This is a genomic window from Lachnoanaerobaculum umeaense (assembly GCF_003589745.1).
In the GTDB taxonomy this organism is placed as follows: domain Bacteria; phylum Bacillota; class Clostridia; order Lachnospirales; family Lachnospiraceae; genus Lachnoanaerobaculum; species Lachnoanaerobaculum umeaense.
This window is the reverse complement of sequence record NZ_CP032364.1, coordinates 1,422,116-1,437,534: the sequence shown is the minus strand read 5'-3', so window position 1 is coordinate 1,437,534 and position 15,419 is coordinate 1,422,116. Positions and strand designations below refer to the sequence as shown.

Genomic DNA, 15,419 nt, shown 5'->3' with positions numbered 1-15,419 from the left:
ATAGCCCGATATAAGTATTTAGAAAGGAATATATTTATATGATAATGTTAAAAAATGTTAGATTGTTAGATCCTTGTACAAGGACTGATGATATAAGGGATATACTGATATCAGAGGGAAAGATTATAAAAACAGGTAGAGAGTTATATTTAGATGCTACATTGATGGCAAGAGCAAATGGAGAAAGGTTGAAAGTATATGATTGCACCGGTCTTTGTGCGGCTCCTGGATTTGTAGATGTACATGTACATCTTAGAGAGCCTGGATTTGAGTATAAAGAAGATATAGCAAGTGGTGCAATGGCTGCGGCAAAGGGAGGTTTTACCACAATAGTTGCTATGGCAAATACAAAACCACCTATTGATACTCCCGAATTAATATTTGAAGTGTTAAAAAAAGGAAGGAATACTCCTATCAATGTTTTGACATGTGCCTGCATTACTAAAGGTATGAAAGGAGAGGAACTTGCTGAATTAAATGAGCTTAGAGAAGCCGGTGCTATAGGTTTTACAGATGATGGCAGACCACTCCTAGACGGAAACTTAGCAAGGGAAGCTATGAAATATGCAAGGAATATAAAAATGCCGCTTTCATTCCATGAAGAAGATCCACAATTTATTAAAGAAAATGGAATAAATCATGGTTATTCATCAGATAAGATGCATATTTTTGGTTCAGATAGACAGGCGGAGATATCAATGGTTGAGAGGGATTGTAAACTTGCGAGAGAGACAGGTGCAACCATAAGTATCCAGCATATAAGTGCAAAGGAAAGCGTTGAGCTTGTACGAAAGGCAAAAAAAGCCGGAGCCCGTGTATTTGCAGAGGCAACACCACATCATTTTTCACTCATTGATAAAGATGTTATAAAATATGGTACATTGGCAAAGATGAATCCTCCGCTTAGAGAAGAAGAGGATAGAATGGCAATTATAGAAGGACTGAAAGATGGTTCTATTGATATTATTGCTACAGATCATGCACCACACAGTGTTGAAGAAAAAAATAAGGATTTTGTAAATGCACCAAGTGGAATAATAGGACTTGAGACCAGCTTTTCATTAGGATTTATGAATCTGGTAAAACCAGGGTATCTTTCACTCCTTGATTTGGTAAATAAAATGAGCTATCAGCCTGCAAGACTATACAATATGGATAGAGGAGTTCTAAGAGAGGATGAAATTGCAGATATTGTGGTGTTTGATATAAATAAAGAGTGGAAATATGATAAGAGCGAAAGCAAATCTTGCAACTCACCATGGTTGGGTGAAACATTACAAGGAAAGATCGTTTATACGATTTGCAAGGGTAATGTTGTTTATGAAAATGTGGAGTAAAATAGCTCTACATAAGGAGAATATATGAAAGATAATAATTGTGCTTATTGTACGCAAGGAGATTTGCTTGATAAGTTTGGATATCCGGTAGGTAAAATGGACAGTGGATATTTATACATATTTAAGGAACAGACCAAGATGGGAAGAGTCATTCTGGCTTATGAGGATCATGTAAGTGAGATTGTCGATATTTCTGATGAAGAAAGAAACCGGTTCTTTTTTGATGCAAATAAGATAGCAAAGGCTATACATAAAATTTTTTCACCAAGTAAAGTTAATTATGGTATGTATGGAGATACAAGTTGTCATTTACATATGCATATAGTACCCAAATATAAAGGTGGGGATGAATGGGATTCCACTTTTACTATGAATCCTGACAAGAAGTATCTGTCAGAAAATGATTATGAGGAAATAGCAAAGATACTTAGAAGAGAATTGAATATTTCAAAATAATATGATTTTTAGATAGACTTTTATTGCAAGATATAGTTTGTAATAGAAGTCTATTTTTATACAACGAGAAACAGCAGCCGAACGGCTGCTGTTTCCCTGTTAGAGTGATATAGGAGTGCATAATGCACATTTTGTAGTGAGAGGTCAACGCAAGAAAACTCTCAACTACGTGTATTATGATAGCATAATAGACAAATATATGCAATAGTAAAAAAATTAATATTTTATGAATTTAAGTTATAATAGTTATATAAATAAGTGTATAATATAAATAATTTTATGCGATTCAACTTAATAAAAATAAAAATGAAAATTATATCCAACTTTTAGTATAAAAAATGTTGTTTAATATATATAAAACAAGGATTAAGATAAGAATAACAGGTAAGCTTGAATTTTAAAATGAATGGCCAAAGTTATAAAATATTGTTTTTAGAATCCTATTGTGTTATACTATCACTATAACATTTATAACTGACTTGAATAGTTATTTCATTTTTATTTATTAAATATGAGATATATAGAGCATAAAGCAGACAAATTTTATATTATTTTGGAGTGTAAGTATGGATGTAATCATAGATTTTCATAGTGAAGAGGCTATATATGTACAGCTTTGCAATCAAATTATAGTTGGAATTGCAACAAACAAATACCATGAGGGAGATTTATTGCCATCAGTAAGACAGCTTGCAGAAGAAATAGGCATAAATATGCATACTGTGAATAAGGCCTATGCTACATTGAAGAGAGAAGGCTTTGTACAACTTGATAGAAGAAAAGGTGCAGTGATAAAAATAGATGCAGACAAACTTAGAGTACTAGATAGCATGCGAAAAGAATTTGGAGTGGTAGTAGCAAGAGGTATATGCAATGGTGTAACAAGAGATGAAGCACATGAATTGATAGATGAGTTGTATAATGAGTTTGAAGTACAAGAAATTGAGGAGATATAGTAGCAAAGATGTTATGTGAGAAATGTAAAATAAGAGAGGCAAATGTCTTTTACACTGAGATAATAGATGGCGACCAAAAGAATGAGCATCATCTATGTTCACAATGTGCCAAGGATATTGATCAATATTCAAGTATATTTGACAAAGACTTTAGCTTTTCTAAGTTATTGTCAGGTTTACTTGGAGATGTCTTTGAGAAGGATGAGAATAAAGAATATAGGCAAATAGTATGTCCTACATGTAACACAAGTTATGATGATTTTATAAAAAATTCAATGTTTGGATGTAAGGACTGTTTTGAAGTTTTTAATTTGTTGATAAACGATAATATCAAGCAAATTCATGGAAATGATACACATGTAGGTAAGAAGCCAAAGAATTACAATAAAAATCATAAGATACTTCCAAGGACAGTAGTTGCTGAGAGTATAGACAGTATTTTTAGTGACGAGGAGATAAAAATAGAAAACTTAAGACATAAATTGGAAGACGCTATCAAAAAAGAAGATTTTGCCCAAGCGGCTATACTTAGAGACAGGATAAAAACAATCAAAGAGGACAATGAAGATGTGGTATGATAATGTATCTTTGAAGACAGATTATAATTATATAAGTAGTAGAATAAGACTTGCAAGAAACTTTGATGATGCATTATTTCCGGATAAACTCTCAGATGCTCAAGCAGGGCAGCTAGTTGACAATACAATTTTTGAATTGTCAAATATGTCTACTGATTTGGGTATTCATACAAGTGCAAAAATACTGGATAGAGTTTCTGAAATAGATAGAATGTCAATGTATGATAGAAAAATTTTAAATATGACATTGGCAAAGAAAAAAACACCTACAGGTATTATATTAAGTGATGATGAAGATATCAGTGTAGTAATAAATGGAGATGATCATATTCGTTTGCAAACACTTTCAGTAGGAATTACATTGTATGATTTGCTTGAGAGGGCAAATAAGATTGATGATTATATAAATGAACATTTTGAGTATGCCTTTAATGAAAAGTATGGATATTTGACAACATATCCAACAAATATAGGAACAGGCTTGAGAGCCGCTATAGTACTTCATTTGCCTGCATCTACACATAGTAAAGGTTTTTCAAAGCTTGTTTCAAATGTTGGAAGATTTGGGGTATCCATAAGAGGATTGCATGGTGAAGGCAGAGAAAATTTTGGTTCATTGTTTGAAATCAGTAATCCAAAAACTCTGGGTATATCTGAAAAAGAAATAGTAGATACTGTAATAAAGGTTGCTAATCAACTTAATGCAAATGAAGGAAAACTTAGAGAATCTCTAATAAATGAAAAAAGATTGGAAAAACAGGATGAGGCATATAAATCATATGGAGTTTTAAAATATGCCAGAAAGTTATCACTAAAGGATGCACTCAGTTTTTTGAGTTCTCTTATGATGGGTACTGCAGACGGATTAATAGAGCTTACAAATGAAAGTAAAATATATGCACTGATGATTGGTGCACAGTCATCAAATCTTTTAAAAATGACAGGAAGACCATTAAATGAAGATGAAATTGATGAAATAAGGGCAGAATATATAAGAGAGAATATAGGAGATTTAAAATAGAAAGGAAAAGCAATGGCTGAAAGATATACATCTCAAGCAAAGGAGGCGATAAAGTATGCTGAAATGGCTGCTAAAGAATTATCGCAAAACTATGTCGGCACCGAACATCTCCTTCTTGGTCTTGTACAAGAAGGAAGTGGAGTAGCTGCAAAAATACTTGAGAATAATGGAATAACAGAAGAAAAGATATTAAACTTAATAGATCAACTGATAGTATCAAATTATAATGTGGCAGTAGAGGGTAAGCAGAACTATTCTCCACTTGCAATAGGTGTATTACAAAATGCATATAGAGAGGCCACAAGATATAAGTCTGCTCTTATAGGTACAGAGCATATACTTATAGCAATAATAAAGGACAGTGCATGTATAGCACATAAACTTCTTTTGACTATGAATATAAATATTCAAAGGATTTATATGGAAATACTCTCAGCAATGGGGGAAGAAATAGAGCGAAAAGAAAATTATGAGAGAAGTTATACAAAACAAAATAATTTTTCTACTCCTACTCTAGATAAGTATTCCAGAGATTTGACAGAGTTTGCAAGAATAGGTAAGCTTGATCCTGTTATTGGTAGAGATGATGAAACCAACAGAGTAATGCAGATACTATCCAGAAGAACCAAGAATAATCCGGTACTTATAGGTGAACCCGGAGTTGGTAAGACTGCAGTAGTTGAGGGACTTGCATCACGCATTATTTCAAAAGAGGTGCCTGATACATTGCTTGATAAAAGATTGGTAACTCTTGATTTACCGGCAATGATTGCAGGATCAAAGTACCGTGGTGAATTTGAGGAAAGAATTAAAAAGGTAATAAATGAAGTAGTGAATGCCGGTAATGTATTACTTTTCCTTGATGAGCTTCATACCATTATAGGTGCAGGAGGTGCAGAGGGTGCAGTAGATGCTTCAAATATTCTAAAGCCTTTGCTTGCTAGAGGTGAATTGCAGCTGATTGGTGCTACAACTATAGATGAATATAGAAAGCATATAGAGAAGGACTCAGCATTGGAGAGAAGATTTCAATCTATAATAGTTGAGGAACCGTCTTTGGAGGATGCTACTAAGATACTTCTTGGACTGAAGCATAAGTATGAGGAGCATCATGCTGTTTCTATAACTGACAGAGCAATAGAGAGTGCTGTAAAACTATCAAAGAGATATATTTCAGATAGATTTTTACCGGATAAGGCTATTGATTTAGTAGATGAAGCTGCTTCAAAGACCAGAATAAGCAATTATATGGAACCTGATAAGATCAAAGAAATAAAAGCTGAAATAGAAAAGATGGAAAAGGAAAAAGAAGAGGCTGTAGGTGCTGAAGAGTTTGAAAGAGCCGGGGAAATCAAAGAGAAGCAGGAAAAACTTAGAGAAAAGCAAAACAAACTTAGAGAAAGATGGATTGAGGATAAGAAAAATAAAAAGCTTGTAGTGGATGAGGATGAAATTGCTGATGTTGTTGCTCTTTGGACAAAGATTCCTGTAAAGAAAATAACAGAAAATGATTCTCAAAAACTTAATAATCTTGAAAAAGTATTACATGAGAGAGTTGTAGGACAAGAAGAGGCGGTAAATGCCGTCGCAAGAGCGATAAGAAGGGGTAGAGTTGGACTAAAGGATCCAAAAAGACCTATAGGTTCATTCCTCTTCTTAGGACCTACAGGTGTCGGAAAGACTGAGTTGTCAAAGGCCCTTGCCTATAGTATGTTCGGATCTGAAAGTGCCCTTATTCGCGTAGATATGAGTGAATATATGGAGAAGCATTCTGTTTCAAAGATGGTAGGTTCGCCTCCAGGATATGTAGGATATGATGAGGGTGGCCAACTATCTGAAAAAGTACGCAGAAATCCATATTCTGTGATACTCTTTGATGAGATTGAAAAGGCACATCCTGATGTATTTAATATACTGCTACAGGTGCTTGATGATGGGCATATTACTGATTCAAGCGGAAGAGTTGTAGATTTTAAGAATACTGTTATTATACTTACTTCAAATGCCGGAGCACAAAGAATTGTTGAGCCAAAACATCTTGGATTCGCTTCAAGTTCTGATGATGAAAAAGACTATTCTGCTATGAAGAATAATGTTATGGATGAAGTAAAGCAGATGTTCAAACCTGAATTTCTCAATAGAATTGATGAAACTATAGTATTCCATCAGCTTACACGCGAAAATCTTAAAGAGATCCTTGATATTTTGCTCAAAGAAATCAATAATAGACTCTCTGAGCAGATGCAAATGAGCATAAGATTAACTGAAAAGGCAAAGGAATTTCTTATTGACAAGGGTTATGACAAAAAGTATGGTGCAAGACCGCTAAAGAGAGCCCTACAAAATGAGATTGAAGATAAGATGGCAGAGCAGATACTTATGGGTAATGTAAAGCTTGGAGACCATATAAAGGTGGATTGCAAGGGCGAGGATAAGGATAGAGAACTTATATTTAAACCAATGGTAAATAAAACTAAAGCAAAAGAGCTGGTATCACAATAATTATTAGAGCTGACTGATATTTGTAGTACATTTATTAGTCAGCTCTTTTATATTTAATAAAATTATAAAAAAATTAAAAATAAAAAGATAAATATATCAAATATATGATATGATAGAATACATGTAGAATATAGTCGTATTTATTAAAGGTGAGTATGATGGTTGAGATAATAATAGAAGTTAAGGAGCTTTATAAGTTCTATAAAGCGGGTGAGAATGTAGTGCATGCGCTGGATGGTTTGGACTTTACAATAAACAAGGGAGAGTTCGTGGCAATAGTAGGTCCATCAGGTTCAGGAAAATCAACACTTTTAAACATGCTTGCAGGACTTGAAAAGCCTACAAAAGGTGAGATAATAATAGGTGGAACTCATCTTGAAAAGTTGAAAGAAAATCAACTGGTAGCATTTAGAAGAAACAATGTAGGATTTATTTTTCAATCGTACAATCTTTTACCGACTATGAATGCACTTGACAATGTAGCACTCCCGTTGGTATTTAGAGGAATGGATAATAAAAAGCGTATTGAAATTGCGAAGAAGTATCTTACTTTGGTAGGTCTAGAAAAGCAGATATATCAAAATGGTAATGCAATGAGCGGTGGACAGCAACAAAGAGTGGGTATAGCCAGAGCACTTGCTATGCAACCAAAGATTATATTTGCAGATGAGCCTACAGGAAACCTTGATACAAAGACTACTGCTGAGGTACTTGAGCTTATGAAGCAAATAGTGAAGGAAGAGAATCAAACACTTATAATGGTAACACATGACAATGATATTGCAAATGTGGCTGATAGACAAATAAGAATCGTAGATGGAAAGGCGGTTTAAGGAGTATGAGAGGAATAAAAAGAATTTTTGGACTGTTAATTATTCTTTTAATGGTGATAGTTCTACCAATGCAATCCTTTGCAAAGCTAAAAAATATAGAAGGTAATGATATTTTTCACCAGGATAAGATACCGGTAGGTAAAACCGGAAAGATAATGAATGTTACTTTCTACGTTGAAACAGGTTCCGATTATGACAATGCTTGGGCCGGAATAGCTTATGATGATGACGATGATGAAGAACTTGAATTTCCTTTTGAGCTTACTTCAGAAACTACAGACAGGAAACATATAGGTAAGATAACCAAGGGAAAGAAAAAAAGTGTAACGATTTCTGCCAGAGTTAGAAGAGATATTGCTGAAGGTTATTATGGAATACCTGTGTATTTAGCAGATGGTGAAAATGGCGGTAAGGGTGCACAGGAATATATAAATGTATATATTCAAAAGTCTACCACTGCTGAGAGTAGTGAGTCAGAGGCTGTAAAGGATGTAGAGTTTACTCTGGGAGAGGGACAGTCTACTCCTAGAGGTACATATCCGGATGTACTTAACTTCAGTTTAAATCTTGCAAATACCGGAAAGCTGACAGCATTTGATGTTACAGCACATATGGTGATGGATAAGGATAATACAGTTTTTCCTTTTGAAATAAATGATGCAAACTATGACAGACATTTTGACAAAATTGAAAGTGGAGGTGTAACAACCCTTGATTATAGCTTTGCTATACAAAAAAATACTTATACGGGGTATTATCCTATAAAGCTTGAAATAACCTATCGTGATAGTACAGAGGGAGAGCTTAAAAAGGCTGAAGATCAGTTTTTTGTGCATATAAAGAATAAGGAAAAGGACGAGACAACAACTGCTGCAGGAGAGTTTAATCCAAATGACAGAACTAAGGCAAGAATAGTGGTGGACAGTTTTAGAACAGAACCAAAGAATGTATATGCCGGAGATGCCTTTGAACTTATTATAGTCATGAAAAATGCTTCCGCAAGTGTGCCTGCAAGCAATATATTGTTTACTTTAGAATCTGAAAAGGCAAATGATAGTGCAGTGTTCAGCATTGAAGAGGGATCAAGCTCACATGCGGTCAATTCACTGCCTGCAAATCAGACAACAGAACTTAGGCTTAAGATGATTGCAAGGGCAGGTGTAGACCAAAGATCATATTCTATAACAATAAATGAACAATATGACTCTCCAGAGTATAAGAATGCTACAGATAAGGTAACTGTAGATATACCTGTAAAGCAAGTTGCAAGAATGAATATAGGAAGTTTTGAAATAAATCCTGAAAGTATAAGTGTAGGAGATGATGCAAATATTACATTCCAGATAAATAATACCGGTAAGGTAGTATTATACAATCTTATGGCTAAGTTTAAGGCAGATTCCATCAAGGAAAATGAAGCCTATGTTGGAAATATAAAACCCGGAGAGACAGGAAATGTGGATGTAAATTTGACCGGAAAGGCAGTAACTACAGATGATGGAAAGATAAGTCTTACAATAAGCTATGAGGATGAAAATGGCAATATAACAGAAGAGACTAGAGATTTTATTTTGAATGTGAATGAAGAAATGGAAACAGAGATAGATATGCTCTATCCTGATGTAACAGATGAAGAAACCAAGCAACCTAATGCTATACCTGTTGTAATAGGAGGAATTGGAGCCGCTGTTATTGCAGGTGTTATTGTATTGAAGAAGAGAAAATCAAAAAAGGAGCAAATATAAATGAAACTACTTGATTTACTTAAATTAAGTATTTCAAATTTGAAGAGAAGGAAATTGAGGACTGTACTTACTGTATTGGGTGTACTTATAGGTACTGCTTCTGTAGTTACTATGCTCTCGCTTGGCATAGGTCTGGATGAACTTAATAAGGAGAGCATAGCACAGTCCGGATCATTAAAAGCTATAGATGTCTCTGTGCCATATAACAGACAAAATGATACATCAAAAAAGACTGAGCCGCTGCGTATAAAGGATGAAACTATTGCAAGCTTTTCAAAGCTTGAACATGTGGAGGGAGTATCGCCGGTACTTTCAACTTCAGTTATAGTGATGCAGGGACCTTATATGCAAAATGTTCAGGTAAGTGGTGTAGGAAATGATTTTATGGCTGAAATAGAGCTTGAAAGTGGTCATCTTCCTACAGATAAGAAAAATCTAGAATTTGTATATGGGAATTTTATTATAAGAGATTTTTATAATTCAAAAAAGCCAAGTGAATCTTTTTATGATACTAATAAGCTTCCAAATGTAGATTACTATAAGCCTATGTTTGTAATTTTTGATACTGATGCTTATGAAAAATCAAATATGGGAGGAGAAAATGCCCCAAAGCCTCCAAAGAAATATATTATAGAAACTGCAGGAGTAGTAAATGGTGGAGCTTCTATGGATGACTTTGATAATTATAATAGCTACAGTTATGGGATATATTGCAATATAGATGCCCTTAAGTCTATGCTTAAGAAAATTTATAAAAATAAGCCTATTCCGGGTCAACCTACTACAAAAAAAGGAAAACCTTTAAAGTATTTGGTATATGATTCAGCAAAAATATATGTGGATGATATGAAAAATGTAATAGGTGTTCAAAAACAGATAACTGAGATGGGATTTCAAGCTGACTCACAGATGGAATGGATTGAACAAAGCAAGGCTTCCACAAATATGATACAGATGGTACTTGGAGGTATAGGTGCAGTATCACTATTTGTTGCTTCTATAGGTATTGCAAATACTATGATGATGAGTATATATGAGCGAACCAAGGAAATTGGAATTATGAAGGTTCTAGGTTGTGATATGAATCGTATTAGAGATATGTTTCTTATAGAATCAGGCGCAATAGGTCTTATAGGAGGCTTGACCGGAGTGATTTTTAGTTTTATTATTTCATTTATAATCAATGCTTTTGGAGTTGCAGCATCAGTTGCCGGTGTTGATGGAGATATTTCAAGAATACCTCTATGGCTTGCAATATCAGCAATCATATTTGCTATTATTATAGGTATGCTTGCAGGATTTTTCCCATCTTTAAGAGCAATGAAGCTCAGTCCACTTACAGCACTTAGAAACGATTAGGAGGTTTTTATGTTTGAGTATCTATCGGCAAATGAATATCCGGGTAGAGGTATTATTTTAGGCAGGTCAGATGATGGTAAAAATGCTGTTTTTGCATATTTTATAATGGGGAGAAGTAGTAATTCCAGAAACAGGATCTTTAAGATTAGGGAAGATGATATAAGAACTAAGGCTTTCGATGAGAGTCTACTTACAGATCCATCTCTAATCATATATTCTCCGGTTAGAGTATATGAAAAAAGTGTAATTGTAACAAATGGAGATCAAACAGATACGGTGTACGAGTATCTAAAAAAGAATAAGACTTTTGAGGAGGCGCTCTATACAAGAACATTTGAACCTGATGCACCTAATTTTACCCCAAGAATATCAGGAATTATTGATATTAATGACGGACTCAAACTGAAGCTTTCAATATTAAAAAGTAATTATGGAGATGATAGTCAGACGCTGAGATTTTTCTATAATTATGATAATCCTAAACAGGGTGAGGGATTTTTCATTCATACATATAAAGAAAATGGTGATCCTTTAAAGAGCTTTGAAGGTGAACCTAAAAAAGTAATACTAAATGGTAGCATAGATGAATTTAGTGAAAAATTATGGAATGCACTAAATATTGACAATAAAATATCGCTGGCAGTCAGATATATTGATATAAAAACCGGAAAGTATGAACAGGTAATAAAGAACAAATTGGAGGGTATGTAATGAATGAATTAGTATTGAAATATGGCTGTAATCCCAATCAAAAGCCTGCTAAAGTTTTTATGGAAAATGGAGATGACTTGCCTATAAAAGTTCTTGTCGGCAATCCGGGATATATTAATCTTTTGGATGCACTTAATGGATGGCAGTTGGTTTCTGAATTGAAAAAAGTAAGCGGTCTGCCCTCTGCTACAAGCTTTAAACATGTATCACCTGCAGGAGTCGCTATAGGACTTCCTCTTGATGATATTTTAAAGAAAATATATTGGGTAGAGGACTGTGAGTTAAGTCCTCTTGCTTGTGCTTATGCCGGAGCAAGAGGGGCAGACAGAATGTCGTCATTTGGAGATTTTATAGCATTAAGTGATATTTGTGATAAGGAAACGGCTTTACTAATAAAAAGAGAGGTATCGGATGGTGTTATAGCTCCGGGTTATACTGATGAGGCTTTTGAAATACTGAAATCAAAAAAGAACGGAAAATATAATATTATTCAAATAGATGAAAATTATATTCCGGCGAAGTTGGAAAAGAAACAAGTTTTTGGAATTACATTTGAACAGGGGCACAATGATCTGGATATAAATGAGACATTACTTGAAAATATAGTTACAGAGAATAAAGATATACCACAGAATGCGAAACTTGACTTGCTTATATCTTTGATAGTATTAAAGTATACACAGTCAAACTCTGTTTGTTATGTTAAAGATGGTCGGGCTATAGGTATCGGAGCAGGACAGCAATCAAGGATTCATTGCACCAGACTTGCAGGAACTAAGGCAGACAATTGGTTTCTTAGACAATCAAAATGTGTTCTTGAATTACCTTTTAAAGAGGGTATAAAAAGAGCTGATAGAGATAATGCTATAGATGTATACATTGGGGATAATAGTATAGAAGAACTTTTGTCTGATGGTATGTGGGAACATATATTTACGGAAAAGCCAAAGAAATTTAGTACAACAGAAAAGAAAGAGTGGTTGAAAAATCTAAAAGGTGTAAGTTTGGGTTCAGATGCCTTCTTCCCTTTTAGTGACAATATAGAGAGAGCTAAAAGAAGTGGTGTAGAGTATATTGCACAACCGGGAGGTTCTCTAAGGGATGATGCAGTTATAGATTGCTGTAACAAATATGGTATATGTATGGCATTTACAGGTATAAGACTTTTCCATCATTAAGCAATATTATTGAAAAAATTCATTGATTTAATATATATTTTATTATAAAATTTATATAATCAATATGTTTATAACAGATTTTAGCTATTATTTTGGAGGGGCTATGGCAATATTAGTTACCGGTGGTGCCGGTTATATCGGAAGTCATACTTGTGTTGAACTATTGAATGCAGGATATGAGGTAGTTGTAGTAGACAATTTGGTTAATTCTTCCAGAGAATCTCTAAAGAGAGTGGAAGAACTTACAGGAAAGTCTTTACGTTTTTATGAAGTGGATTTATTAAATCAAAAGGCTCTTACAAAGGTCTTCAAGGAAAATGAAATAGATGCGGTTATACATTTTGCCGGATTGAAGGCTGTAGGAGAGTCTGTGTACAAGCCTTTGGAATACTATCATAATAATATCACAGGTACTCTTATTCTATGCGAAGTAATGAGAGAATTTGGTGTACAAAAAATAGTATTTTCATCTAGTGCTACAGTATACGGAGATCCTAAGGTGGTACCGATAACTGAAGATTCACCTTTAGGAGTTATTACAAATCCATATGGTAGAACTAAGGGAATGCTTGAGCAGATTTTGACAGACCTTCATACTGCAAATGATAAGTTTTCTGTAATGCTTTTAAGATATTTTAATCCTATTGGAGCACATGAGTCAGGAAGAATAGGTGAAAATCCAAAGGGCATTCCAAACAATCTTTTGCCATATATTACACAGGTAGCCGTAGGTAAACTGGTATGTCTTGGTGTTTTTGGAAATGATTATGATACTAAGGATGGCACATGTGTAAGGGATTATATCCATGTTGTAGATTTGGCAAAGGGACATGTCAAAGCACTTGAGAAGATGATGAAGGATCCGGGCAAAGTTGATATATACAATCTAGGAACCGGTATAGGATATAGTGTATTGGATGTTATAAATGCTTTTGAGAAGGTAAATGATTTGAAAATCAACTATGTATTTAAGGACAGAAGAGCAGGAGATGTACCTGAGTGCTATGCTGATCCTTCTCTAGCACTTAAAGAACTTGGCTGGAAGGCTGAGAAGAACATAGAAGATATGTGTAGAGATTCATTCAGATGGCAAAGGAACAATCCGAATGGATTTGATGAAGAGAGTTCTGATATAGTAGTCAGAAAAGATGCCTCAGTTATCAAAAAATAAAATTATTTAAATCTATCGGTGCCTTTGCACCGATAGATCATAAAGGAGATTATGCTAAGTAAAATAAATACGGCAGGTCTTTTAGGTATCAATGCATTTCATGTCTGTTGTGAAACTGATATTGGAGATGGTCTCCCGGGAATCATTCTAATAGGTTCCTTATCAGGAGAGGTCAAAGAAGCGGCAGACAGAGTCAAGACTGCCATAAAAAATTCTAAAATTTCTTTTTATCCCAGAAAAATAGTCATAAATCTTTCACCGGCAGAAATTAAAAAAGAAGGTTGCGGTTATGATTTGCCTATAGCCATATCAATACTTGAGGCACTGGGTGTAATAAAATCTGATATTCTAAGTAAGTCAATGTTTGTAGGAGAACTTTCATTAAGTGGTGCAATACTGCCTATAAAGGGAATACTTCCCATTGTTATTTTTGCAAAAGAGATGGGATTTGAAAATATATTTCTTCCATATGATAATCTGGCGGAAGCAAATATCGTATCTGATATAAAGAATTTTGGAATAAAAAATCTAAAGGATCTAATAGAAATTCTAAATAACAAAAAAATATATTCAGAGAATATTTCCACACAAATTCCAATGAAAAAAGAATACAGTGATTTTTCTGATGTAAATGGTCAAATCCTACTAAAGAGAGCTGTACAGATTGCAGTAGCAGGTAGACATAATATATTGTTCATTGGTCCTGCAGGTACCGGAAAAAGTATGATTGCCCAAAGAATACCAGGCATAATGCCAAATATGACGGATGAAGAAGCATTAGAAGTTTCAAAGATATACAGTGTATGTGGACTATTAAACTCAAAAGAGCCTATATTAAAAATAAGACCATATAGGTCTCCACATCATACAGTATCACCACAGGCATTATCGGGAGGGGGTAGAGTACCTAAGCCGGGAGAAATATCATTGGCACATAAAGGTGTACTATTCTTAGATGAGCTTGCAGAGTTTAAGATGAATACTATAGAAGTACTTAGACAGCCTATGGAAAATAAAATAGTGAGCATTTCCAGAGTAAATGCCAGTATTGATTATCCGGCAGATTTCATGCTTGTAGCTGCAACAAATCCTTGTAAATGTGGATATTATCCGGATAGAAATAAATGTAATTGCAATGAAGTACAGGTGAGAAAGTATCTCTCAAGGATATCTAAACCACTACTTGACAGAATTGATATTACTGTAGAAACCTCTATTATAAGATATGATGAACTAAAGGGAGATTTCAACAATACAAGCAGTAATGAAATAAAAAAATATATAGAGAAAGTAAGGCAGATACAACTAAGCAGATATAGTAATTATAATTTTTCATATAATTCCGAGATTCCACCAAGTCTGATAAATACATTTTGTAAATTAAAAGAGCAAGATGATATTTTCCTGTCTAATTTATATGAAATGAAGAAAATGAGTGTTCGTGGATTACATAAGATTTTGAAAGTAGCAAGAACAGTTGCAGATTTTAATGAACATATTGATATTGAGCATGACGATATATGTGAGGCGATATCTTATAGATCTTTAGAAGACAAATATTGGTAAAGGGGG

13 protein-coding genes are annotated in these 15,419 nt (G+C 34.1%); all 13 read left to right on the top strand.

Going from position 1 to position 15,419, the window contains the following annotated elements; all coding sequences use genetic code 11:
* The first annotated feature begins 38 nt into the window (after positions 1–38).
* The 13 genes from D4A81_RS06475 to D4A81_RS06415 all read left to right on the top strand — a co-directional run bounded on the left by D4A81_RS06475 (position 39) and on the right by D4A81_RS06415 (position 15,413).
* Positions 39–1,337, top strand: coding sequence for a dihydroorotase (locus D4A81_RS06475; RefSeq protein ID WP_111524828.1), 1,299 nt, complete (start codon positions 39–41; stop codon positions 1,335–1,337).
* A 24-nt stretch (positions 1,338–1,361) separates the two neighbouring features.
* Entirely contained in the window at positions 1,362–1,793 is a 432-nt protein-coding gene (locus tag D4A81_RS06470) for an HIT family protein (protein ID WP_111524829.1), read from the top strand.
* Between the two features lie 566 nt (positions 1,794–2,359).
* On the top strand, positions 2,360–2,749 hold the full coding sequence (locus D4A81_RS06465) for a GntR family transcriptional regulator (RefSeq protein WP_111524830.1): 390 nt from the start codon (positions 2,360–2,362) through the stop codon (positions 2,747–2,749).
* Positions 2,750–2,757: 8 nt separating this feature from the next.
* Complete coding sequence (locus D4A81_RS06460) at positions 2,758–3,327, top strand: UvrB/UvrC motif-containing protein (protein ID WP_111524831.1); 570 nt, start codon at positions 2,758–2,760, stop codon at positions 3,325–3,327.
* Complete coding sequence (locus D4A81_RS06455; RefSeq protein WP_111524892.1) at positions 3,317–4,348, top strand: ATP--guanido phosphotransferase; 1,032 nt, start codon at positions 3,317–3,319, stop codon at positions 4,346–4,348. The genes D4A81_RS06460 and D4A81_RS06455 overlap by 11 nt, the downstream gene beginning before the upstream one ends.
* Before the next feature lie 12 nt (positions 4,349–4,360).
* Complete coding sequence (locus D4A81_RS06450) at positions 4,361–6,850, top strand: ATP-dependent Clp protease ATP-binding subunit (protein ID WP_111524832.1); 2,490 nt, start codon at positions 4,361–4,363, stop codon at positions 6,848–6,850.
* A gap of 155 nt (positions 6,851–7,005) precedes the next feature.
* On the top strand, positions 7,006–7,683 hold the full coding sequence (locus D4A81_RS06445) for an ABC transporter ATP-binding protein (protein ID WP_111524833.1): 678 nt from the start codon (positions 7,006–7,008) through the stop codon (positions 7,681–7,683).
* A 5-nt stretch (positions 7,684–7,688) separates the two neighbouring features.
* A complete protein-coding gene (locus D4A81_RS06440; protein WP_111524834.1) occupies positions 7,689–9,428 on the top strand; it encodes a COG1361 S-layer family protein in 1,740 nt (579 codons plus the stop codon).
* Positions 9,429–10,787 (top strand): ABC transporter permease, encoded by a 1,359-nt coding sequence (locus tag D4A81_RS06435; RefSeq protein ID WP_111524835.1) that lies wholly within the window; start codon positions 9,429–9,431, stop codon positions 10,785–10,787.
* A 9-nt stretch (positions 10,788–10,796) separates the two neighbouring features.
* Entirely contained in the window at positions 10,797–11,498 is a 702-nt protein-coding gene (locus tag D4A81_RS06430) for an IMP cyclohydrolase (RefSeq protein WP_111524836.1), read from the top strand.
* On the top strand, positions 11,498–12,676 hold the full coding sequence (locus D4A81_RS06425; RefSeq protein ID WP_111524837.1) for a phosphoribosylaminoimidazolecarboxamide formyltransferase: 1,179 nt from the start codon (positions 11,498–11,500) through the stop codon (positions 12,674–12,676). The genes D4A81_RS06430 and D4A81_RS06425 overlap by 1 nt, the downstream gene beginning before the upstream one ends.
* A 103-nt stretch (positions 12,677–12,779) precedes the next feature.
* Positions 12,780–13,847, top strand: coding sequence for a UDP-glucose 4-epimerase GalE (gene galE / locus D4A81_RS06420; protein WP_111524838.1), 1,068 nt, complete (start codon positions 12,780–12,782; stop codon positions 13,845–13,847).
* A gap of 51 nt (positions 13,848–13,898) precedes the next feature.
* On the top strand, positions 13,899–15,413 hold the full coding sequence (locus D4A81_RS06415) for a YifB family Mg chelatase-like AAA ATPase (RefSeq protein ID WP_111524839.1): 1,515 nt from the start codon (positions 13,899–13,901) through the stop codon (positions 15,411–15,413).
* Positions 15,414–15,419: the final 6 nt, after the last annotated feature.

What these genes read in the sequence shown, in the direction of transcription:
- D4A81_RS06475 (WP_111524828.1), top strand. Translation starts at nt 39, where the DNA reads ATGATAATGTTAAAAAATGTTAGATTGTTAGATCCTTGTACAAGGACT.
- D4A81_RS06470 (WP_111524829.1), top strand. Translation starts at nt 1,362, where the DNA reads ATGAAAGATAATAATTGTGCTTATTGTACGCAAGGAGATTTGCTTGAT.
- D4A81_RS06465 (WP_111524830.1), top strand. Translation starts at nt 2,360, where the DNA reads ATGGATGTAATCATAGATTTTCATAGTGAAGAGGCTATATATGTACAG.
- D4A81_RS06460 (WP_111524831.1), top strand. Translation starts at nt 2,758, where the DNA reads ATGTTATGTGAGAAATGTAAAATAAGAGAGGCAAATGTCTTTTACACT.
- D4A81_RS06455 (WP_111524892.1), top strand. Translation starts at nt 3,317, where the DNA reads ATGTGGTATGATAATGTATCTTTGAAGACAGATTATAATTATATAAGT.
- D4A81_RS06450 (WP_111524832.1), top strand. Translation starts at nt 4,361, where the DNA reads ATGGCTGAAAGATATACATCTCAAGCAAAGGAGGCGATAAAGTATGCT.
- D4A81_RS06445 (WP_111524833.1), top strand. Translation starts at nt 7,006, where the DNA reads ATGATGGTTGAGATAATAATAGAAGTTAAGGAGCTTTATAAGTTCTAT.
- D4A81_RS06440 (WP_111524834.1), top strand. Translation starts at nt 7,689, where the DNA reads ATGAGAGGAATAAAAAGAATTTTTGGACTGTTAATTATTCTTTTAATG.
- D4A81_RS06435 (WP_111524835.1), top strand. Translation starts at nt 9,429, where the DNA reads ATGAAACTACTTGATTTACTTAAATTAAGTATTTCAAATTTGAAGAGA.
- D4A81_RS06430 (WP_111524836.1), top strand. Translation starts at nt 10,797, where the DNA reads ATGTTTGAGTATCTATCGGCAAATGAATATCCGGGTAGAGGTATTATT.
- D4A81_RS06425 (WP_111524837.1), top strand. Translation starts at nt 11,498, where the DNA reads ATGAATGAATTAGTATTGAAATATGGCTGTAATCCCAATCAAAAGCCT.
- galE (WP_111524838.1), top strand. Translation starts at nt 12,780, where the DNA reads ATGGCAATATTAGTTACCGGTGGTGCCGGTTATATCGGAAGTCATACT.
- D4A81_RS06415 (WP_111524839.1), top strand. Translation starts at nt 13,899, where the DNA reads ATGCTAAGTAAAATAAATACGGCAGGTCTTTTAGGTATCAATGCATTT.